Source organism: Bacteroides sp. ZJ-18, from assembly GCF_011038705.2.
GTDB lineage: Bacteria > Bacteroidota > Bacteroidia > Bacteroidales > Bacteroidaceae > Bacteroides > Bacteroides hominis.
This window is the reverse complement of the sequence record NZ_CP072198.1, coordinates 2644793-2667968: the sequence shown is the minus strand read 5'-3', so window position 1 is coordinate 2667968 and position 23176 is coordinate 2644793. Positions and strand designations below refer to the sequence as shown.

20 protein-coding genes are annotated in these 23176 nt (G+C 43.2%); 10 read left to right on the top strand and 10 right to left on the bottom strand.

Annotation, left to right across the window (positions count from 1 at the left end; translation table 11 throughout):
• Positions 1-110: 110 nt before the first annotated feature.
• The 7 genes from G7Y45_RS10620 to cysQ form a co-directional block, all read right to left on the bottom strand.
• Positions 111-1073: a PCMD domain-containing protein gene (locus G7Y45_RS10620; protein ID WP_005776458.1), complete on the bottom strand. Its 963-nt coding sequence runs from the start codon at positions 1071-1073 to the stop codon at positions 111-113.
• Between the two features lie 15 nt (positions 1074-1088).
• Positions 1089-2195: a sulfotransferase gene (locus G7Y45_RS10615; RefSeq protein ID WP_005776457.1), complete on the bottom strand. Its 1107-nt coding sequence runs from the start codon at positions 2193-2195 to the stop codon at positions 1089-1091.
• A 66-nt stretch (positions 2196-2261) separates the two neighbouring features.
• The gene (gene cysN / locus G7Y45_RS10610; protein ID WP_005776456.1) at positions 2262-3692 is read right to left on the bottom strand and encodes a sulfate adenylyltransferase subunit CysN; all 1431 of its coding nucleotides are present in this window, start codon (positions 3690-3692) and stop codon (positions 2262-2264) included.
• An 11-nt stretch (positions 3693-3703) separates the two neighbouring features.
• Positions 3704-4615, bottom strand: a complete 912-nt coding sequence (gene cysD / locus G7Y45_RS10605; protein WP_005776455.1) for a sulfate adenylyltransferase subunit CysD — start codon at positions 4613-4615, stop codon at positions 3704-3706.
• A gap of 27 nt (positions 4616-4642) precedes the next feature.
• Positions 4643-5251 (bottom strand): adenylyl-sulfate kinase, encoded by a 609-nt coding sequence (gene cysC / locus G7Y45_RS10600; protein WP_005776453.1) that lies wholly within the window; start codon positions 5249-5251, stop codon positions 4643-4645.
• Between the two features lie 29 nt (positions 5252-5280).
• Positions 5281-6837: an SLC13 family permease gene (locus tag G7Y45_RS10595; protein WP_005776452.1), complete on the bottom strand. Its 1557-nt coding sequence runs from the start codon at positions 6835-6837 to the stop codon at positions 5281-5283.
• Between the two features lie 20 nt (positions 6838-6857).
• On the bottom strand, positions 6858-7676 hold the full coding sequence (cysQ, locus tag G7Y45_RS10590) for a 3'(2'),5'-bisphosphate nucleotidase CysQ (protein ID WP_005776451.1): 819 nt from the start codon (positions 7674-7676) through the stop codon (positions 6858-6860).
• 732 nt (positions 7677-8408) lie between these two features.
• On the opposite strand from cysQ, the gene G7Y45_RS10585 reads away from it, so the two are divergent.
• Positions 8409-11081 carry a glycoside hydrolase family 2 TIM barrel-domain containing protein gene (locus G7Y45_RS10585; RefSeq protein WP_032539785.1) on the top strand — a complete coding sequence of 891 codons (2673 nt, stop codon included), beginning with the start codon at positions 8409-8411 and terminating at the stop codon, positions 11079-11081.
• Positions 11082-11180: 99 nt separating this feature from the next.
• Here the strand turns inward: G7Y45_RS10585 and G7Y45_RS10580 are convergent, their stop codons facing one another.
• Both G7Y45_RS10580 and G7Y45_RS10575 read right to left on the bottom strand, forming a co-directional pair.
• The gene (locus G7Y45_RS10580) at positions 11181-11678 is read right to left on the bottom strand and encodes an SPOR domain-containing protein (protein WP_005809050.1); all 498 of its coding nucleotides are present in this window, start codon (positions 11676-11678) and stop codon (positions 11181-11183) included.
• Positions 11679-11791: 113 nt separating this feature from the next.
• A complete protein-coding gene (locus tag G7Y45_RS10575) occupies positions 11792-12562 on the bottom strand; it encodes an SDR family NAD(P)-dependent oxidoreductase (protein ID WP_005809052.1) in 771 nt (256 codons plus the stop codon).
• Positions 12563-12751: 189 nt separating this feature from the next.
• Here G7Y45_RS10575 and G7Y45_RS10570 point away from each other — a divergent pair, with 189 nt between their 5' ends.
• The 4 genes from G7Y45_RS10570 to G7Y45_RS10555 all read left to right on the top strand — a co-directional run bounded on the left by G7Y45_RS10570 (position 12752) and on the right by G7Y45_RS10555 (position 15371).
• Entirely contained in the window at positions 12752-14035 is a 1284-nt protein-coding gene (locus G7Y45_RS10570) for a DEAD/DEAH box helicase (RefSeq protein WP_005776446.1), read from the top strand.
• A 466-nt stretch (positions 14036-14501) separates the two neighbouring features.
• Positions 14502-14711, top strand: a complete 210-nt coding sequence (locus tag G7Y45_RS10565; protein ID WP_005776445.1) for a YtxH domain-containing protein — start codon at positions 14502-14504, stop codon at positions 14709-14711.
• Positions 14712-14737: 26 nt separating this feature from the next.
• Positions 14738-15103: a phage holin family protein gene (locus G7Y45_RS10560; protein ID WP_165015379.1), complete on the top strand. Its 366-nt coding sequence runs from the start codon at positions 14738-14740 to the stop codon at positions 15101-15103.
• Positions 15104-15107: 4 nt separating this feature from the next.
• On the top strand, positions 15108-15371 hold the full coding sequence (locus tag G7Y45_RS10555) for a hypothetical protein (protein WP_005809055.1): 264 nt from the start codon (positions 15108-15110) through the stop codon (positions 15369-15371).
• Positions 15372-15440: 69 nt separating this feature from the next.
• Here the strand turns inward: G7Y45_RS10555 and G7Y45_RS10550 are convergent, their stop codons facing one another.
• Positions 15441-16412: a type I phosphomannose isomerase catalytic subunit gene (locus G7Y45_RS10550; RefSeq protein WP_005776441.1), complete on the bottom strand. Its 972-nt coding sequence runs from the start codon at positions 16410-16412 to the stop codon at positions 15441-15443.
• A gap of 263 nt (positions 16413-16675) precedes the next feature.
• On the opposite strand from G7Y45_RS10550, the gene G7Y45_RS10545 reads away from it, so the two are divergent.
• The 5 genes from G7Y45_RS10545 (at position 16676) to rpiB (ending at position 23019) form a co-directional block, all read left to right on the top strand.
• Complete coding sequence (locus G7Y45_RS10545; protein ID WP_005776439.1) at positions 16676-17773, top strand: aldose epimerase family protein; 1098 nt, start codon at positions 16676-16678, stop codon at positions 17771-17773.
• 50 nt (positions 17774-17823) lie between these two features.
• Positions 17824-19149 carry an MFS transporter gene (locus G7Y45_RS10540; RefSeq protein ID WP_005809061.1) on the top strand — a complete coding sequence of 442 codons (1326 nt, stop codon included), beginning with the start codon at positions 17824-17826 and terminating at the stop codon, positions 19147-19149.
• Positions 19150-19184: 35 nt separating this feature from the next.
• On the top strand, positions 19185-20339 hold the full coding sequence (gene galK, locus G7Y45_RS10535; protein ID WP_165015376.1) for a galactokinase: 1155 nt from the start codon (positions 19185-19187) through the stop codon (positions 20337-20339).
• A 154-nt stretch (positions 20340-20493) separates the two neighbouring features.
• Positions 20494-22503: a transketolase gene (locus tag G7Y45_RS10530; protein WP_005819299.1), complete on the top strand. Its 2010-nt coding sequence runs from the start codon at positions 20494-20496 to the stop codon at positions 22501-22503.
• Between the two features lie 81 nt (positions 22504-22584).
• Positions 22585-23019, top strand: a complete 435-nt coding sequence (rpiB, locus tag G7Y45_RS10525) for a ribose 5-phosphate isomerase B (protein ID WP_005776435.1) — start codon at positions 22585-22587, stop codon at positions 23017-23019.
• Positions 23020-23176: the final 157 nt, after the last annotated feature.

The following is a 23176-nucleotide window of genomic DNA, read 5'->3' as shown; positions in this document are numbered from 1 at the left end:
TCAAGTCATGCCCCTCTCCGGAATATTTTCTTCCAATGTAAACTAACAAAAAAAGATGTGTCCATTATTCATGAACACATCTTCGCTTATCCTTTTCGTCTGACAGAGTCCTAATATACTAACTTCACATTGTCAATATAGAGCGAGTTTCCAGGCGATCCGATATATGCACCACCATGACTGGACGTAAACTGGAGTACCATATGTGTCGGTACATCGTCAGCTTCTCCCCATGCCACTTCATGGATTGGGACACTCTCCCCCTTACTGTTCACCGTAAAATACTCAGAAGCCTGAAGACGCATCATATGAGCCTTATATGCCGGATCATTAGTTATATCGCCATACATAATATTGTAAGTGGCACCATTTTTCCAATCAGTCGAATGATAATAATAGTTCACCATTGTCCCGATACGTTTGGCATATACATTCCCTTTGGCATCCTCCCAACGTTTCTGCAACAACAAAATAACAGCAGGGAAATCCTTGCCCGGCACGTCTGTTATCTTACTGAATCCCGTTGCCCGTATGCGGTTTTCACGATCGGACATTTTCACTTTATAGTCAAACTGGATAGCTGACGGACGTTCGGTAAACGGCACTCCCATCTGTAACATTTTATTGGGATTCTTAGTGCTTTTAATCGGTTCATGTACTGTCCCCAGAAACATAGATCCTGCCGCCAGAACTGTGATATCTACAATTCCGAGCACTTTCACACTCTCCATACGGGTATCCAAACGTGCACAAAAGCCATCTCCTCTTGCTTCAGGAAACACCGAAGTATTGGTCTTCGTAATCCCTGACACGCGTGCCATAACGTTAGAAGTAGCCCATGGAGACCCTCCTTTATTCGTATAAGGTTTCGCACCTACAATGGTTTCCGTAGGTCCAATGGCATATACTTTTTTGGTATTTCCACCAATAATACCCGATTCTTTTATCTCACGTGTCACCCACTGATCCATATTCCCAAAAGAGAACATCTCCACCTTCTGCTGCGCCACAGCAGGAGCAGAACACAAAGTTACCAGACCTGCCACCCATAAGCGATATGTCTTCTGAATCATCTTTCCTCCTTTCTTTTATAAACTATAATCCCATTGCTTCAGTGCAAAATCCCAATGATCCTGCACCAGCTGAACAGTACGGTCATCATACTTATATTTGTTTTTCTTATATCCTTTTTTACCTCCCACATACTTTTCTATTGCACCACGTGCTTCGGAGAATCCGGGAATATCCAAAGCATGATAAATATTCTCAGTCATTCCCATAGCGTCTGCCTCAAAATCCTCAAATTTCACTTCCATCAGGTTTCCCTTGGGAATGAACTGCTTATCAGCTTCATATTTATGGTACAATTTAGCATAAATGGAAAGAATATTGTCCTCCAACTCGGCGGGAGTAATATCCTGTAATTTCAATGGCTGAATCGTATTGGTAAAGAAACTCCGTGTAGATTCAAATACTGTATACGGATTGCGCATCAGATAAACAAACTTCGCATTGGGGAACATTTTTACCAGCTCCTTCACCCGTCCTGTATGAGGGGGATTCTTACTGAGAAACTGGGTACCTTGCGTATTCCATAAAGAAATCTTGATCAACTTGGTAAATGTCTCCTCAAAAACCTTCAATTCAGCTTCGCTGATATCATCAAAAAGCAAATATTTATCAGCATATTCTTGCTGGTATTTGGGTAGGAACCAGAAATTATAGTAGGTATAAGGCATCATATTGGCAAGTGCGAACTCTTCTTCCTGCGGTAAATCGACGGCCAGTTCCATATTATCCGTCGGACGCTTATCCGGCATAAGCCAACTCATATTTTTCTTGAAGAACGGCTGGCCCCACATCATTAAATGTGGAAATACGGTTTGATAAGTCGTGTTATAGCCGAAATGTGTATCGCATGAAAAAACATTGTGCACAAAAGTAGTTCCACTACGCCAGTGACCAAGAATAAAAACCGGATCATGCTCTAATGGTTTATCTGCCAGTATCTTCTCATAACGCTTATCCTGAAGAGGGGCCAAAGTAGACAGTAAACGGCAAACAGCCTTTGTCAGACGATATTTACCTTTATAGGGCGCATCGACCTCTCTTCCTCCCGTAATAGCTTTAAATGTTTGCCAGTCTGCACCCACCAGAGTATTTATAGGAAGTTTATTAAATTCAAGTAATCCCATAATAATGTGTTAGTTGTTAATGTGTCAACAGGCCGTAACCAGCCCGTCGGCACATCGAATCATTATTTACTTTTCTATTCTGACTTCGAAACCTTGTTCACTCAACGATTTCACAGCCTTTTCAATCGCTTCATAATGCTCAGTCGTTATGCCCAGTTTTGGCAGGTTCAGAACCGGAAGATCATCAGAAGCATTCATGTCTTTCCTTTCAACCCGATCGATAATCATCCCCACAGCACTGGTATTATTGGTAATCGGATCAATCAGAATGAACGAGCCACACGATTTATTCTTCTGATACGGATCAAAGAACAACTCTTTGGCTGTAGTAAACACCACACGTGCTATTTCGTTCAAAGAAAGGAAAGGGACAGATGAATGTTCCATCGTATTGACATCCACTTTATACTTAATGCTATCAATACGGGTACGGCTAACGTTCGTTGTCTGTTTGATAAAGAACGATTTGTTGACATCCATCGGTTCTTCATCCATCCACACCAACATCGCTTCAAAATTACGGTCTACAATAGGCAGGTTGTCCGGATGAACCAACATTTCTCCTCTCGATACATCTATTTCATCTTCAAGTGTCAGTGTAACCGACTGTGGAGGAAAAGCATACTCCTGTTCACCATCAAAAGTAACAATACTCTTAACATGAGATACCTTACCGGAAGGCAAAGCCATCACTTTATCCCCTTTACGTATGACACCGGATGCCACCTTACCGCAAAATCCTCGGAAGTCAAGATTCGGACGAAGTACATATTGTACGGGAAAGCGGAAATCATCAAAATTATTATCACTGTCGATATGCACCGTTTCCAGAAAATCGAGTAAGGAGAGTCCTTCGTACCACGGAGTTCTTTCCGACCTATCCACCACATTATCTCCATCGAGTGCCGAAAGAGGAATACAGGTTACGTCAGGAATCCCCAGAGGAGCTACAAACTTTTTATACTCTGTTACTATTTCGTTGAAACGCTCTTCCGAAAAATCGACCAAGTCCATCTTATTGACTGCCAACACCACATGCTTGATTCCCAACAAAGAAACCAGGAAGGTATGACGTCTTGTCTGAGTGATCACTCCCATGCGGGCATCTACCAGAATAATAGCCAGATTGGCTGTAGAACCACCGGTTATCATATTACGGGTATACTGTTCGTGCCCCGGAGTGTCAGCAATGATAAATTTGCGGTTATTGGTAGAGAAGTAACGATAGGCCACATCAATCGTAATGCCTTGTTCGCGTTCGGCCTTCAGCCCATCCAGCAACAGAGCATAATCAATGTGTTCTCCTGCATTACCCAACCGTTTACTATCGCGTTCCAGCGCATCGAGCTGGTCTTCATACAATTTCTTGCTATCGAACAGCAGACGCCCGATCAATGTAGACTTTCCATCGTCTACCGAACCTGCCGTCAACAGACGCAGCAAATCTTTCTGTTCGTCTTTATCCAGAAATGCTTTTATATCTAATTTATCTGCCATAGTTGTAATATTTAAAAATATCCTTCGCGTTTCTTCTGTTCCATGCTACCTTCCTGGTCGAAATCAATAACGCGGGTTGTACGTTCGCTCTTGGTAGTAGTCATCATCTCTTCCACAATCTTCTCAATGGTGTCGGCTTCGCTCTCGACAGCACCTGTCAACGGCCAGCACCCCAACGTACGGAAACGTACCATTTTCATCTCAATCTGATCACGATATTTCTCCGGCAGACGCTCATCATCAGCCATAATCAGATTTCCGTCCATCTGCACCACAGGACGCTCCTTGGCATAATACAATGGTACAATCGGAATATTCTCCAAGCGAATGTATTGCCAGATATCCAGCTCGGTCCAGTTGCTCAACGGAAACACACGTATGCTTTCACCTTTATGTACGCGGGCATTGTAAATATCCCACAGTTCCGGACGCTGGTTTTTAGGATCCCATTGATGAAACTTATCACGAAAAGAGAATATGCGCTCTTTGGCACGTGATTTTTCTTCATCACGGCGGGCACCGCCAAATGCGGCATCAAATTTATATTTATCGAGTGCACGCAATAAAGCTTGTGTTTTCATCAGGTCGGTATGTACCTTACTTCCATGTGTAAACGGTCCTACTCCCGCATGAAAAGCTTCCATATTGCTTTCCACAATCAGATTCCAACCATACTTTTTAGCATATTCATCACGGAACTGAATCATTTCCTTAAATTTCCATTTAGAATCGATGTGCATTAAAGGAAACGGCACCTTGCCCGGATAGAAAGCTTTCTCGGCGAGGCGTACCATGACCGAAGAATCCTTTCCGATGCTATACAGCATAACCGGATTCTCAAACTCCGCCGCCACTTCGCGGATAATGTGAATGGACTCGGCTTCGAGTTCCTTTAAGTGGCTTAATTTATATTCCTCTTTCATTGTTATGATTATTTCTTCATCTATATTCTATTCATGTCTGCTCACACGGGGCAATACAATGTCCAACAGACGCTTGACTGACTCTTCAAGTGAAAGTGTTGAAGTATCAAGTGACAAGGCCGGATGCTCCGGAGCCTCAAATGGGGCGGATATCCCGGTAAAGTTTTTTATTTCTCCTCTGCGGGCCTTGGCATACAACCCCTTCACATCGCGTTTCTCACATTCGGCAAGCGGAGTGCTGACAAATACTTCTAAAAAATCATCTTGCCCGATAATGCGGGCTGCCATCTCGCGGATATCATTATTAGGACTGATAAAAGCAGCAATCGTAATAATACCGGTATCAATAAAAAGTTTGGAAACCTCAGCTATACGACGAATATTTTCCACCCTGTCGGCTTCAGAAAAGCCTAAATTATTGTTTATCCCCGTACGGATGTTATCTCCGTCCAGGATACGGCACAACAATCCACGTTTATGCAATTCGCGTTCCAAAGCAATTGCAATCGTACTTTTGCCCGATCCGCTCAGACCGGTAAACCAAATCATCACGCCATGCTGCCTCAGGAGTCCTTCTTTATCCTGCCGGGTCAGCATCCGGTCGAATATTGGATATATGTTATTATTTTCTTCCATTTATAATATGTTAGATGTTGTTTCAGTCATTAAAACGGCCAGATTAAAGGAATCAGGAAAATAGAAATCAGGAATGTTATAAGATTTAAAGGTAATCCGATACGGACAAAATCCATAAACTTATAGTTACCAATACCTTGTACGATCAGGTTAGTCTGATAACCAATCGGTGTAGAGAAACTGGCCGATGCAGCCATACAAATGACCACAAAGAACGGCATCGGATCGACTCCCAACTGGGTTGAAAGCGACAAAGCCAACGGAAAAGCCAACGCAGCGGCCGCATTGTTTGTAATCAGTTCCGTAAACAGATTGGTAATAATAAATAGAACCGCCAGCAATACATGGGGACCGTAATCATCGCTCATGCCGATTATGAACTCTGCCACCTTATCGGCCACTCCCGAGTTCACCATTGCTTTACTGATGGCAAAAGCACAAGCAATCGTTATCAAAATATCCCACGAAATATATTTAGTGTACTTGCGTGCCGGGAAGATTTTAGTCCAGGCCATGATAATAGTAGTAACGGAAACAAAGAAAAACATATCCAGTTTCATGTCCGGAAACATTTCCTTCACTATTGGAAGTTCTCCGACAGTAGCACCTGCTATCATCAGAATCAACAGAATCAATGCAAACCAGCGTTTCCCTTTTCCCGGTACAGGTTCGTTATCATTGCCGTTGGCCAACAACACAAACACAGAAGATTCTCCCCAAGTAGGAATAAATGTATCATCTGCCATCACTACCAATGTATCACCTTCACGCAAAACAACCTCTTCCAGGTTATTGACGAACCGCTGTCCGTTGCGTTTCTTGATTTCTTTGACCTCAGCACCATAATGACGCTTGAAATTAAACTCACCCAACGTTTTATTAATACCCGGAAAACGGGCACCAAGCACAGCTTCCACCCGGTGGAGTTTATCTCCTTCTTCTATCTCCTCATCAGGTACGGCCGTATCGGGACGTGCATCAGGGAGCAACTTTTTAGAAAAAGCAAACAGATAAATGATGCCGGCAATTGCAATAAAGATCCCCACTTTACCCAATTCAAACATCGTAAATCCTTCATGTCCGGATTCCAGTATCATTCCGTGCACAACCAAGTTGGTAGACGTACCGATCAAAGTACAAATACCTCCCAATATAGTCACATACGAAAGAGGAATTAAGAATTTGGTAGCAGGTAAGTGGACGGTACGCGCCCATCGTTTAATGATTGGAGCAAAAATAACAACAACCGGAGTATTATTCAAAAAAGCCGAAATAAAGGCAACGGAAGGTAATAAACGCAATTGTGCCCTGAATACCGTCGTTCGCTTCTGAGGAAGCAACTTTTTAATGACCTGCCCCAACGCTCCCGACTGGCGGATACCCTCGCTTACCAAAAAAAGCAGGGCTACGGTTATCATCCCTTTATTACTGAATCCCTCGAGCATCTCCTTCGGAGTCAAAATACCTGCACAGAGAAACAACACCACTACTGAAAAAAGTATCATGCCGGGACGCATCTTGTCCAGAATCAAAGCAATAACCATCCCCAATAAGGATAATAACACAAACGCAATTTCAAATGTCATAAACGCAAACAATTAGTGGTTTATCTTCTCTTCTCAACAATAAACCAAGGATTCAGCAAATTTTCTTTATTATACTGCAAGGGAACATCTTTTTTATCCGCCTGATAAACTTCCATTCCCGCAGCACGTGCTATAGCATGTCCGGCAGCAGTATCCCACTCCATAGTAGGAGCAAAACGAGGATAAACATCCGCTTTACCTTCAGCAACCAAACATATTTTAATAGAACTGCCACTGGATATCAACTCCACATCGCCGTGTTTCTGCTTCAATGCCTCAATGTATGTCTCTGTCTCCGGAGTCAGATGTGAACGGGAAGCAACAACCACAAATTGATTTTGCCGACCGCCCTGCGGTAGCCGTACGGAAGCGGCAATCAATTTATCAAGTGTGGCATTATCCTCTAAAGCTGTAATATCCGACAATTTATAAGCACCGATCTCTTCACCGGCAAAATAGAGTTCTTTTTTCACCGGCAGATAAATAACTCCGATAATAGGAACCCCCGCTTTCACCAAAGCTATGTTCACTGTAAATTCACCGTTTCGCTTGATAAATTCTTTCGTACCATCCAAAGGATCGACAATCCACAACATTTCCCACTTACGACGGGTATCATAATCCAAATGTCTCCCTTCTTCGCTCAGAACAGGAAAAGGAGTTTCATTCAAAATAGTGGAAATTATTATATGTGCTTTCCGGTCAGCAATGGTCAAAGGAGAATTGTCAGCTTTCCGCTCTATTTCGAAGTCCGAAGCCGGATCGGTATAAATAGACAATATCTCCTCTCCTGCTTTCAGGGCTGCATCAACAGCAATAAATAAGTATTTATGTTCCATTTTATTACGCAATTAAAACCTTGTTTCCGACAAGGCGTAAAATCCCCAGGTAAATAGAGACACAAAAGTAAAAACTTTATCTCTTTAAAAAGTTTTTAAATAGCTAATTATAACTTCTTTTAGTAGAAACCGGCAAAACCCTAAAAAACCTTTCATATCAAAAAAACTATTCAGCTATACCTCCAATTTTTTATATGACACAGACAATGCTAAAAAGAAGCTTCAAAGATAAAACATACGCTCCAAACAACTTCTCTGACGGAGCGTACAAATTAACATTGTTAATTCCTCTTTTGTATCATTTGCTTTCCATTCACAAACATCAAACCTTTTGCATTAAAAAGACTTGATATTTACCCACAAAAGACTTGGTTTAACACAATGTTAAACCAAGTCTTTTCCAAGCTTAGAACAAGCACCGCCATATCACTGGTTATAAGCAAAATAGTACAATACAGCCTTCTTTATCTAAAGAATCTTTATCATATAGTTTCGGAAAAGATAATTGCTATTTAAGCAAGTAGCAACTCTCTCATCTGAATATATGAAAATAACGAACGGTAATTATACAGCTTAAAAGATGATTTATATAAAGAGTTTGCAAGCCTCTTGCGAGTATTAGACTTTTTTAATAACTTCACGCCGTACTCCGCAAGGATTACGAAACCAACCTATTAAAATTTAAAATCAAAAAAAGAAAACACCAATAACTGATTATCAAAACCTACCACAATGAAGAAAAGCATTATTCTGCTATTTATCAGTCTACTTTTATCCCCGCTATGCATTAAAGCGCATCAGCCGGAATTCTCCACCGCCGGATTTTTCCGATTGGCTGATTCCGGTCGGGAGATCTATTCCATGAATCCTGCATGGCGCTTTTATAAAGGAAATTGCGTTGGCGCCGAAGCTGTTAACTTCAACGATCGATCATGGGAGGTAGTTTCCTTGCCCCATGGCATCGAATACTTGCCTACTGAAGCCAGCGGCTGTGTTAATTACCAAGGTGAAGTATGGTATCGCAAACATTTTACACCGGATGCAACCTTGAAAGGCAAGAAATTATTTCTGCACTTTGAAGCCATTATGGGTAAAAGTAAAATATATGTAAACGGTAAACTACTATCCGAACACTTTGGAGGTTATCTACCTGCAGTTGTCGATGTGACGGATGCCCTGGAATTTGGCAAAGACAACCTGATTGCCGTATGGGCCGACAATAGCAATGACCCTAATTATCCCCCCGGAAAACAACAGGAAGTGCTGGATTTCACTTATTTCGGAGGAATATACCGGGACTGCTGGCTGGTGGCACATAATCAGATATTCATTACCGATCCGAATTATGAAAACGAAGAAGCAGGCGGAGGATTATTTGTCGCTTATGACAATGTATCGGATCTCTCGGCCGAAGTATTGCTCAAAATACAGATTCGGAACTCCGGAAAAAAAGCTTTTAAAGGAGTCGTCGAATACGAGCTTCAACAACCGGACGGACAACAAATAGCTTTTCTGAATTCCGTCATTCGTGTCAAATCCGGTAAGGCAGCCAGTTCATCTGATAAGCTGACGGTAAAAAATCCAATGTTGTGGAGCCCGGAGACACCTACACTATACAATCTGATTGTCCGCGTTCGTGACGAACAGGGCAACGTAATAGACGGATACCGCCGCCGAATCGGAATCCGCAGCATCGAATTCAAGGGAGAAGCCGGATTCTGGCTGAACGGAAAACCTTATGAAACACCATTGATAGGAGCTAACCGCCATCAGGACTTCGCGATAGTGGGCAATGCAGTGCCAAACAGCATTCACTGGCGCGATGCCAAAAAGCTGAGAGATGCAGGGATGAAAGTAATTCGTAATGCACATTGCCCGCAAGACCCGGCTTTCATGGATGCTTGCGATGAACTTGGACTGTTTGTAATTGTCAATACACCGGGCTGGCAATTCTGGAACGATGCCCCTGTCTTTGCGCAACGGGTATACAGTGACATCCGGAATATGGTTCGACGGGACCGCAACCATCCCTGCGTATGGATGTGGGAACCAATCCTGAACGAAACCTGGTACCCGGCCGACTTTGCCCGGAATGCACATGATATAGTAAAAGCAGAGTATCCGTATCCATATTGTTACAGCGGATGTGATAGTGAAGCCAAAGGAAAAGAGCATTTCCAAATACTTTTCACCCATCCGCTCAATGGAGGCGGAGGAGCCTACTCAACCAACCATATCAAGAAACAGATCACTTACTTCACACGTGAATGGGGTGATAATGTGGATGACTGGAATTCTCACAACTCTCCCAGCCGGGTAGCACGCAACTGGGGTGAACAAGCCATGCTTATACAAGCGCAACATTATGCTTGCCCACCTTACAAATACACCAGTTATGATGCTTTATACCGTACCCCCCGGCAACATATAGGAGGCTGTTTATGGCATTCGTTCGACCATCAACGCGGTTATCACCCCGATCCGTTCTACGGAGGTGTGATGGATGTATTCCGACAACCCAAGTATTCTTACTATATGTTTATGTCCCAACGATCTCCCCGGAAAGAGAAGCGTCTTTTCAAGACAGGTCCGATGGTTTATATCGCCCATGAAATGACCCCGTTCTCCGGTAAAGATGTCACAGTCTATTCTAACTGCGACGAAGTGAGACTTACTTATCTCAAAGGTGGAAAAACACAAACCTATGTCCGCACCCCGGAGAAAGAAGGGATGCCTTACCCCATCATTACTTTCAAAGACGCATACGACTTTATGCAAGACAAAGCATTGTCACGCCAGGGCAAACAGGCCGACGTATACTTATTGGCAGAAGGGCTGATAGACGGCAAAGTAGTAGCTACGCATAAAGTTTATCCGGCACGACGACCGGAAAAACTACTCTTATGGATAGATAATGAAGGAGTAGATCTGAAGGCAGATGGTTCTGACTTTATCACTGTTATAGCTGCCGTTGCCGACAAGAATGGTAATATCAAACGTTTGAATAACTATACCATCAAATTTCAGGTAGAAGGTGAAGGACGTATCTTAGGCGGCGCAAATAACTTGGCTAACCCGGCATCTGTTCGTTGGGGAACGGCTCCGGTACTGATTCAATCTACTTTAAAACCCGGCAAAATCAAAATCACGGCCAGTGTTTTATTCGAAGGGTCACAAATGCCAAGTAGTGCCGTATTAGAATTAGAAAGTAAACCGGGAACCTTCCCTCAAATTTACAGTCAGGAAGAATCTGCATTTATTCCGACCTTTACCGGACAAGGAACAAACAGTCTAACTCTAAAGTCAGAAACACAACTGGAAAAAGAAAGATTGCAGAAAGCTAAGAATGCCGAAAAACTGAAAGAAGTAGAACAGCAACAGGAGGAGTTCGGCGAAAAGAAATAATCACATCACTATTTGAAAAAGGCAGTAACTTCACAGTTACTGCCTTTATCCGGGAGCAAACATCTGTTGCTCCCGAAATTACCAAAAAGAATTTCTTTATTAATAGATTCTATATAACAACCAGGCACCCTGGAAGTCTTTTCTATTAGGATATTTAGCCTTGAAAGCATCACGTGCCTGTGCAGCAGAAGCTCTATCGGCAAATGTATTTACAATCACACGATACATGGCTGTTTCAGCATTAAAAGCAATAGTTGCATTATAACCTTCTTTATCCAAAAAATCTTTCAGACCTTCTGCATTTGCTTTCAAACCAAAACTACCGCATACTACGCTATAATCTTTCAATCCATCGGCACCTGAAACCACTGTTACCTTTTCCTGACGAACGCCTGCAGCATTATCAACAGCTTTTTTAGTTTCTACCGGAGCAGTAACCACCGGAGTGACCTCTACGGGAGCTTCTACCTGCGGTTCAGCCAATTCCTGTTGTTTAGCTTTCTCGTATGCCTTTTTATAAGCGCTTTCGCTGGATTTACATGAAGCAAATGCCAAGGCAACGCATACGCCCATCCCTAATACTACTAATTTTTTCATAATCTATACACATTTAGTTAATAATTTCGTATCCACTGTTTGAAGGGGACAAAATAATAGAATTTTTATCACCCCACAAAACAATCTTCCTAAAAAACACCTTTTCAGAAATCTCAGCAATCCTTTTTCCTATAAGAAATCGTACCGGTGGCCTGATAAGTGGGCATCACCAATACCTCGGCTATCTGTATATGCTCGGGGGCAGAAGCAGCATAATAAACGGTTTCAGCAATGTCATCTCCGGTCAGCGGACGAATGCCCTTATAAAAAGCATCGGCAGCATCTTTATCTCCACGATAACGGACGACCGTAAAATTAGTTTCCACCATTCCCGGTTTTATATTCGTAACCCGCAGGGGAGTATCTACCAAATCGATCCGCAGACCGTCCGAAAGTGCTTTGACGGCAGCCTTAGTAGCGCAATACACACTTCCACCGGGATAGGCTGCATCACCGGCTATCGAACCGATATTAATAATATGTCCGCGGCTACGCTCCACCATTCCGGGAACCACCATACGCGTGATAGCCAACAATGCCTTAATATTGGTATCAATCATAATATCCCATTCGTCCAAATTTCCTTCAAACTCTTTGTCCACTCCAATCACAAGACCGGCGTTATTCACCAACACATCGATATTTTTCCACTCTTCCGGTAAAGAGGCCAATGCTGCGGAAGCCGCTTTGCGGTCACGTACATCAAACGGCAACAAACAGACACGCACCCCATATTTAGTTTCCAGTTCCTTTTTCAGTTCTTCCAGCTTTGCCACATTACGGGCATTCAAGATCAAGTCCGAACCCTGTGAAGCAAACTTACGTGCACAGCCTTCACCAATACCGCTGCTTGCTCCTGTTATAAAAACGATTTTACCTTTCATTTCTCATATATTAATTTAGATTTCCCATATAATGAGACACAAAAGTACGCTTAAACCTCCGATGATATGCCCTACACCTTAGTTAAATAAGATTAAAGCATTACAGAAAAAAGGATTTACGTCTTACTATTGACCTATCTTTGTGCTATATAACATAACAGAGCCGAGAGGCTCATTCAATTATTGTACATGACATTTGAAAATTTGAATTTGATAGAGCCTATTTTAAAGGCTTTAAGACAAGAGGGTTACACCTCTCCCACCCCGATACAAGAACAGTCAATCCCCATTTTACTTCAAGGAAAAGATCTATTAGGTTGCGCTCAGACGGGCACCGGTAAAACGGCGGCTTTTTCTATCCCTATCTTGCAAAAATTGTATAAAACGGACCATCGCAAAGGGATCAAAGCATTAGTGCTGACACCAACCCGGGAACTTGCGATACAGATTGGTGAAAGTTTTGAAGCATATGGCCGTTACACTGGTCTGAAACATGCCGTTATTTTCGGCGGAGTAGGACAGAAACCACAGACCGACGCTTTACGGGGGGGGATACAGATATTGGTTGCAACTCCGGGCAGATTATTGGATTTGATATCACAAGGATTCGTTTCCTTGAATTCACTTGACTTTTTTGTTTTGGACGAAGCAGACCGAATGCTTGACATGGGATTTATCCACGATATCAAACGTATCCTGAAACTGCTTCCGACGAAAAGACAGACTCTGTTCTTCTCGGCTACCATGCCACCGGAAATAGAGACACTGGCAAACTCGATGTTGACAAAACCGGAAAAAGTGGAGGTAACCCCGGCTTCTTCGACTGTGGATATCATCTCTCAACAAGTTTATTTTGTCGAGAAAAAAGAAAAAAAAGACCTGCTGATTCACTTGCTGAAAGACGCCTCCATCGAGTCGGTACTTATTTTCACACGCACCAAATACGGAGCTGATAAACTGGCACGTATATTGACCAAAGCCGGCATCGGCGCAGAAGCGATTCACGGCAACAAAACCCAGAATGCCCGCCAACGGGCCTTGACCAACTTCAAGAATCACACCCTACGCGCCTTGATAGCAACCGATATCGCCGCACGAGGCATCGACGTAGATCAGCTATCGCACGTGATCAATTATGAGTTACCCAATGTACCGGAAACTTATGTGCATCGCATCGGACGGACAGGACGTGCCGGACATGAAGGTGTAGCCATCTCTTTCTGCGAATCAGAAGAACTTCCCTACCTGAAAGACATTCAAAAACTGATAGGGAAAAACATTCCTGTAGTGAAAGAACATCCGTTTGTCACTGCCGAAGGCGCCAAAGCTCAGGAAGAAAAACAAGAAGAGATTAAGGTCAAAGCAAAAGCCAACAAAGTATACCGTGGAAGTCGGGCGAACGGTGACTTCTGGAGACGGAAAAAACAAAAGCCTAACCAGCCTTCTTCTAATAAGCAAGAAAAAAGGAAATAATCCGTTGGCAATAGGGCAGATGTGATTTTCTTTCACATCAAAATATATAAATCAAGCCAATGGTAAATAGAACCCAAAAGCGCCATATACACAGCCCCATGGTATGAGAAAAATCTTGGAGATTTATAACTCCAAGAAAACACTCCATATAAAAGTATAAAGAAGGTGCGTCATAACTCTTTTCACCACGGAGTGCCACAGAGTATCACAGAGTCTTTTTGTTAATAATCAACAACTTTAAATCGCCTCCGTGTTACTCTGTGTCCTCTGTGGTGAGTTTCGACACACACTCTTTATTAATTAAATATATCTCCCATACGAATATTCCCACAAAGAAGTGAATCTCCCGCTTTAGGGGCTTCAGATTTTAAACAGAGTATTATTTTCTAAAAAAATTAGGGCAAATAGAACAAGTTTTCAATAAAAATGTTAGCTTTGTAATATGATCATTTAAAAACAAAAGATTATGAAAGGACTTAATGTATTAGCAGCTTTTCTGGGTGGTGCAGCCGTAGGCGCAGCCCTGGGTATTTTATTTGCTCCTGAAAAAGGAGAAGATACTCGTCACAAAATCGCAGAGATTCTTCGCAAAAAAGGTATCAAGTTGAATCGTAACGAAATGGAAAATCTCGTTGACGAAATTGCAGCCGAAATCAAAGGTGAAGTAATTGACTAAATGAACAAGACCAAAACAGAGCTATCATGTTTACAGACGATAAAAGCATTGAAAATATCCAGCAACTGTTTGCTGAGTTCAAGAAGTTTCTTGTGCTCCAAAAAGAGTATACCAAACTGGAATTGACGGAAAAATTAACGATACTCCTATCCACGTTAATTATGATTTTAGTGCTTACTATCTTAGGTATGGTAGCCCTGTTTTATCTGCTTTTTGCCTTGGCTTACATTCTTGAACCATTAGTAGGTGGATTGATGGTAAGTTTCGGCATCATAGCAGGCATCAATATCATATTGATCGCCATCATTTATTTTTTTCGCAGGCAACTTATCATTTCACCAATGGTAAACTTCCTTGCAAACCTGTTTCTCAACGATCCCAATAAAAAATGAAGCAATGAACAACAGCACACCTACTCCCCAAAAAATTACGCTGGAAGACATTGCTCAGCGTAAACAAGAAATATTGCAGGATATCCGCAACCAGAAACAAGCCATGGCGGATACTACCCGCCGGATTTTCGCCCCCCTTGCACCTGCAGCTTCAGGTGGTAGCTCACTGATGCGTTCTTTCAATACCGGTATGGCTATTTTTGACGGCGTCATGCTGGGCATGAAAATGATCCGCAAAGTTCGCGGACTTTTCCGGAAAAGATATTAAAAAAACACCCGGACATACATCATTGTATATCCGGGCATCTATTATTATCATGTGATATCAAGGAAGTCTTTACACGTACGTTTCCAGTAATTTCACATTGCCACCTTGTGGAACAATCGTCACATCCTGAGTGGTGGCAGGAAGCAAAATCGTTTCTCCCGCACCAAGTGTCACCTCGTTGCCTTCATTATCGGTCATCAGACAAGAACCTTCTATACAAATGAAGATAACAAATGAATCCAGCTCTGAATAATCACAACTGATCTGCTCACTCATGTCATAAACCGACGTGGTAAAGTAAGGACAAGCCACCAACTCAACCGGTTCATCTTTCAGAGGTTCATATTTGGTACGATAGTCATCAAGCACTTCATAGTTGATTGCATCGAGTGCCTGGCTGGTATGCAACTCACGTGTTTTTCCATTCGCATCTTTACGATTGAAATCATAAATACGATAAGTAATATCCGAGGTCTGCTGGATTTCAGCGATGAATGCCCCCGCACCAATGCTATGGATACGTCCCGCAGGCAAAAAGAAAACATCGCCCGGATGGATTTCGTATTCCTGAAGCACATCTGTGATTGTATTATTGTACACGCGCTCTTTATATTCTTTCGGAGTAATCTGCTCAGAAAATCCCGAACGCAGTTTAGCCCCTTTATCGGCACCTACTACATACCACATCTCAGTTTTACCTTTTGAGTTGTGACGCTTCTTAGCCAGTTCATCAGTTGGATGCACCTGTATAGACAGATCTTGCTTCGCATCGATAAACTTTATCAGCAAAGGAAACTCATTGCCAAAACGGGCATAGTTTGCTTCGCCTACCAGTTCCTCACGGTATTTTTTCACCATATCGGTCAGCGTAAGGCCTTTATCCGGACCATTAGCTACGACAGACTCGTTATTTTCTACGCCGGAAATTTCCCAGCTTTCCCCCACTCCCTTCAAATCATCTTTCAGATGCTTGAACGGGATAATTTTGTCGCCCCCCCAAAGCGTCTGCTTCAGAATGGGTTCGAATTTTAATGGATACATTTTTGTTTTTCTTGTTATAAACTTAGATTAAAAACTCATGATTTTAACAATCAAGGGACAAACATACGAAAAATATCAAATAATACACAAAATCCTGCCTTTTAATTAAAAGTAACATGAAAATTTTATCTTCACATTACAATTTTGGATGCTTTTTCGGGAAACGCTAAACTTTCCTAAATCGCCGAACAGATTTACAAGGAATAATTTGGGAGAACGAAAGAATTTCCCTTTATTTGCAAGAAATTTTAATAATACCAGACATGATTAACACATTCCCAACTGAAGGAAATCTGTCAGGGCTCAGCCGGAAAGATTTTCAAAAGGATATAAACGATAAGAAAACCGATTTGTTTATCCTCAAAAACAAGAAAGGAATGGAAGTTGCCGTAACAAACTACGGATGCGCCATTCTATCTATCATGGTTCCGGACAAAGACGGAAAATATGCCAACGTCGTACTCAGCTACGGCACACTGGATGCACTGATGCACGGACCGGAACCTTTCCTGAGCACCACTATCGGACGTTATGGCAACCGTATCGCCAAAGGTAAATTTACCTTGTATGGTGAAGAGCACAATCTCACAATCAACAATGGCCCTAATTCACTTCATGGCGGCCCCACAGGATTTCATGCCAGAGTTTGGGATGCCGAACAGATAGAGGAAGGCATGATCCGGTTTAACTATACTTCGGCAGACGGAGAAGAGGGCTTCCCCGGTAATCTGGAAGTGGAAATGATTTATCGCCTTGAAGAAGAAGAGAATGCAATTGTCATCGAATACCGTGCTACTACCGACAAAGCGACTGTCGTAAACCTGACCAACCACGGATTCTTTAATCTGGCAGGTACTGCCAATCCCACCCCAACAGTAGAAAACAACATCGTCACAATCAACGCAGATTTCTATACTCCGATAGATGAGGTATCCATTCCAACAGGAGAAATAGCCAAAGTAGAAGGCACTCCAATGGACTTCCGTACCCCGCACACCGTCGGTGAACGAATTAATGATAAATTCCAGCAATTGATACATGGTGCAGGTTATGACCATTGCTATGTACTAAACAAGATAGAAGCGGGTTCTCTGGACCTGGCAGCTACCTGCAAAGAGCCCAACAGCGGACGTACTATGGAAGTATACACCACAGAAGCAGGCGTACAACTATACACAGGTAACTGGCTGGGAGGTTTCGAAGGGACAAACGGAGCAACCTTCCCAGCACGAAGCGCAATCTGTTTCGAAGCGCAATGCTTCCCCGATACACCGAACAAAGCACATTTCCCGTCAGCTACGTTACTGCCGGGTGATGAATACCAGCAGGTAACTATCTATAAATTCGGAGTTGAAAAATAAATAAGGAAATAACTAACCTCATTTTTATAACTAACAACTTTTTAAAAACCATGACACAACAAAAAAAGAATTATGTGTTGCCTATTGCAATGATGTTTGCGCTTTTCGCAATGATTTCATTTGTAACAGGACTTACTAATCCGCTCGGACTTATTGTAAAAGAGCAATTCCAGGCTGCCAACTGGATGACGCAGCTGGGTAATGCAGCCAACTTCATAGCTTATGCCTTTATGGGACTGCCGGCAGGTATGATGCTCAAAAGAATCGGTTACAAAAAGACTGCCCTTACTGCCGTAGCCGTAGGATTTATCGGAGTAGGCATTCAAGTGCTATCGGGACAGATGGACTATCAGCCGGGCGAACTGACTGTATTCTGGGTTTATCTGACCGGTGCTTTTGTTTCAGGTTTCTCAATGTGTATGTTGAATGCGGTAGTAAACCCGCTGTTGAATACACTTGCAGGTGGTGGTAAAAAGGGTAATCAATTGATCCAGTTCGGTGGTTCTCTGAATTCTATTTCTGCTACGATCGTTCCGGTATTGGGTGGTTATCTGATCGGTACCATCAGCCAGGATACACGTATCAGTGATGCTAACCCTGCATTGTTCATCGCTATGGGTATCTTCGCTGTCGTATTCATCGTATTGGCCATCATGGACATTCCCGAGCCTCACAAAGAAAGTGCAAGCGATCATAAAGTAAAAGACACTCACAGCCCGCTTTCATTCCGCCACTTCGTTCTCGGAACAGTTGCTATTTTCGTATATGTAGGTGTGGAAGTAGGTATTCCTAACTTTATTAACCTGTTCCTGACCACTTCACCGGATGCGGCAGGTGCCAAAGGATTCGGTATGGATACAGCTATGGCAGGTTCAATCGTAGGCACCTATTGGTTCCTAATGATGATCGGCCGTCTGTGTGGAGGTGCTTTGGGAGCTAAGTTCTCAAGTAAAACTCAGTTGACAGTAGTTTCTTCACTGGCTCTGATCTTCTTGCTGATCGGTATGTTTGCCCCCAGTGCAACAACAGTAGCTATGCCTGTATTTAAAGGAGGTGCCAGCATCGGCTTCGGTATGGAAACAGTACCTGTAGGAATCATGTTCTTCGCACTTTGCGGACTCTGTACTTCTATCATGTGGGGTGGTATCTTCAATCTGGCAGTAGAAGGATTGGGTAAATACACAGCAATGGCTTCCGGTATCTTCATGGTAATGGTTTGCGGTGGTGGTATTCTCCCGCTGATCCAGGGCGCTGTAGCCGATGTAACCAGCAGTTATATTGCAAGTTACTGGGTAATCTTCGCAGCTGTAGCATACATGCTGTATTATGCACTTGTAGGTTGCAAGAATGTAAATAAGGATATTCCTGTTGAATAAAAACATAAATAATAACTTTTAATACCAAAACGATCATGGATATAGAACACGTAAGAAGTCGCTTCATCAAACATTTTGATGGAACTACAGGATTTGTATATGCCTCTCCGGGCCGTATCAATCTCATTGGCGAACATACCGACTACAATGGCGGATTTGTTTTCCCGGGAGCTATCGATAAAGGAATGATTGCCGAAATCAAGCCAAATGGCACAGACAAAGTAAATGCTTATTCTATCGACCTGAAAGATTATGTTACTTTCGGATTGAACGAAGAAGATGCTCCGCGCGCCAGTTGGGCAAGATATATATTCGGCGTATGCCGTGAAATGATCAAACGTGGTGTTGATGTAAAAGGATTCAATACAGCTTTTTCCGGAGATGTGCCTCTGGGTGCGGGTATGTCCTCTTCAGCAGCTTTGGAAAGTACTTATGCTTTCGCACTGAATGATCTGTTCGGTGAGAATAAAATAGACAAGTTTGAATTAGCCAAAATAGGACAGGCTACAGAACACAACTATTGTGGTGTAAACTGTGGTATTATGGACCAGTTTGCTTCTGTATTCGGAAAAGAAGGCAGCCTGATCCGCTTGGACTGCCGTTCTCTGGAGTACCAGTACTTCCCGTTCAAACCGGAAGGTTATCGTCTGGTATTGCTTGATTCGGTTGTAAAACATGAACTGGCTTCATCAGCATACAACAAACGCCGTCAGAGCTGTGAAGCTGCCGTAGCTGCTATCCAGAAAAAACATCCTCATGTAGAATTCCTGCGTGACTGTACAATGGATATGCTGGCAGAAGCAAAAGCTAATATCAGTGCAGAAGATTATATGCGTGCCGAATATGTAATCGAAGAAATCCAACGCGTACTCGATGTATGTGATGCTCTGGAAAAAGGAGATTACGAAACCGTAGGCAAGAAAATGTATGAAACTCACCATGGCATGAGCAAACTTTACGAGGTAAGCTGCGAAGAGCTTGACTTCTTGAACGACTGCGCTAAAGAATGTGGCGTAACCGGCTCACGTGTAATGGGTGGCGGTTTCGGTGGTTGCACCATTAACCTGGTAAAAGACGAATTGTATGACAACTTCATCGAAAAAGCCAAAGAATCATTTAAAGCTAAATTCGGCAGAAGCCCGAAAGTGTATGATGTAGTTATCAGTGACGGTTCAAGAAAACTGGCATAAAGATTTAAAAACTAATATTCAGAAGGCAAGGCACATCCTAAACAGATGTGCCTTTCTTTTTGTTATGTAAAAAAGCTATCTTTTTATGGTAGATAAATCCCACTAAAAGGTTATCTTTGCGAAAAATCTGAAAAAACTAAATTAATCAATAGATATGAACGATAGTAAACTTATGAATCGTGCGGCTGATAATATCCGCATATTAGCTGCGTCGATGGTAGAAAAAGCCAATTCGGGACACCCGGGAGGCGCCATGGGCGGTGCTGATTTTGTGAACGTACTCTTCTCTGAGTTTTTGGTATACGATCCGCAAAACCCACGTTGGGAAGGTCGCGACCGCTTTTTCCTCGACCCGGGACACATGTCACCGATGCTTTATTCCGTATTGGCTTTCACCGGAAAATATACATTGGACGAATTAAAGCAATTCCGTCAGTGGGGCAGCCCTACTCCGGGACACCCTGAAGTGAATGTAGACCGTGGCGTTGAAAACACTTCCGGCCCGCTGGGACAGGGACACACTTATGCAGTAGGTGCAGCCATTGCAGCAAAATTCCTGAAAGCCCGCTTCGGCGAAATAATGAACCAGACTATCTACGCATACATATCTGACGGAGGTATCCAGGAAGAAATTTCCCAAGGTGCAGGCCGTATAGCCGGTACACTCGGACTGGACAACCTGATTATGTTCTACGATTCAAACGACGTACAGCTTTCTACCAACACAGAAGATGTGACAACCGAAAACGTAGCCATGAAATATGAAGCATGGGACTGGAAAGTAATCACAATCAACGGCAATGACCCGGACGAAATACGTAAAGCTTTGATTGAAGCCAAAGCTGAGAAGAGCCGTCCGACCCTGATCATCGGTAAAACCACCATGGGTAAAGGAGCACGCCGGGCAGATGGAACCAGTTATGAAGCCGATTGTGCAACACACGGTGCACCGTTAGGCGGTGACGCATATGTAAATACAATCAAGAATCTGGGTGGAAATCCGGAAGCTCCATTCACTATATTCCCCGAAGTGGCCGAACTGTACGCAAAACGCGCGGAAGAGCTGAAGAAAATTGTTGCCGGAAAATATGCAGCCAAAGCAGAATGGGCAAAGGCGAATCCCGAACTGGCCGCTAAATTGACAGAGTTCTTCTCAGGAAAAGCCCCGAAAGTAAATTGGGATGCCATAGAACAGAAAGCAGGCGGAGCAACCCGTGCCGGATCTGCAACCGTATTAGGTGCATTGGCCACTCAGGTAGAAAATATGATCGTGTCTTCGGCTGACTTGTCTAATTCAGACAAAACAGACGGTTTCCTGAAAAAGACCCATGCATTCAAAAAAGGCGACTTCAGCGGTGCCTTCCTGCAAGCAGGAGTTTCTGAGTTGAGTATGGCTTGCATCTGCATCGGTATGTCTCTGCACGGAGGTATTATTGCTGCATGCGGTACATTTTTTGTCTTCTCGGACTATATGAAACCGGCTCTTCGCATGGCTGCCCTGATGGAGCAACCGGTGAAGTTTATCTGGACTCACGATGCATTCCGTGTCGGAGAAGACGGACCTACTCACGAACCGGTAGAGCAAGAAGCACAAGTACGTCTGCTTGAAAAGCTGAAAAACCATAAAGGACACAACTCGATGTTGGTACTCCGTCCGGCAGATGTAGAAGAAACAACAATTGCGTGGAAGCTCGCCATGGAAAATATGTCGACTCCTACAGCACTGATCCTTTCACGCCAGAACATCGTTAACCTGCCCGTAGGAACCGATTATTCACAGGCTGCTAAAGGTGCTTACATCATTGCAGATGCCGATGAAAATCCAGATGTAATCCTGGTAGCTTCGGGATCGGAAGTTTCCACACTGGTTGCCGGTGCCGAACTTCTGCGCAAAGAAGGTGTAAAAGTCCGCATCGTTTCTGCTCCGTCCGAAGGATTGTTCCGCAATCAAAGTAAAGAATATCAGGAATCGATACTCCCTGCAGGTGCCAAAGTATTTGGTCTGACAGCCGGACTACCGGTGAATCTTGAAGGTCTGGTAGGTTCCAACGGTAAAGTATTCGGTCTTGAGTCCTTCGGTTTCTCCGCACCATACAAAGTACTGGATGAAAAGCTTGGATTCACAGCAGAAAACGTATACAATCAGGTAAAATCAATGCTCTGATCAATCATTCAATGTGCTAATGTGCCAGTTCTTCCGGACTGGGGCATTAGCACATTCACTATATTAGCACATTAAAGAAAAATGAAGAAAATTGGAATTTGTTGCGACCATGCCGGTTTTGAATTAAAAGAATATGTAAGAGGTTGGCTGGAAGCAAAAGGCTGGGAATACAAAGACTTTGGAACATACTCGACAGACAGCTGTGACTATCCCGACTTTGCCCACCCGCTGGCTCTGGCTGTAGAAGCCGGTGAATGCTATCCGGGAATTGCCATTTGTGGCAGTGGAAACGGTATCAGTATGACACTTAACAAACATCAAGGTATACGTGCGGCACTTTGCTGGTCAGCAGAAATTGCACACATGGCACGCCTGCACAACGATGCAAACGTACTGGTCATGCCCGGCCGTTATATCAGTACCGAAGAAGCGGACATGATTATGACGGAGTTCTTCTCGACTGAATTTGAGGGCGGACGCCATCAAAAACGTATTGATAAGATCCCGGTAAAGTAAAACCATACGGTCTCATATCAGTAGAACGCCAATTCTTATAATAATACGAGGCTGTGTCGAAACTCTTTTCACCACGGAGTAAGACAGAGTAGCACAGAGTCTTTTTTTTGCTAATAATCAACAACTTAAAATCATCTCTGTGTTACTCTGTGTCCTC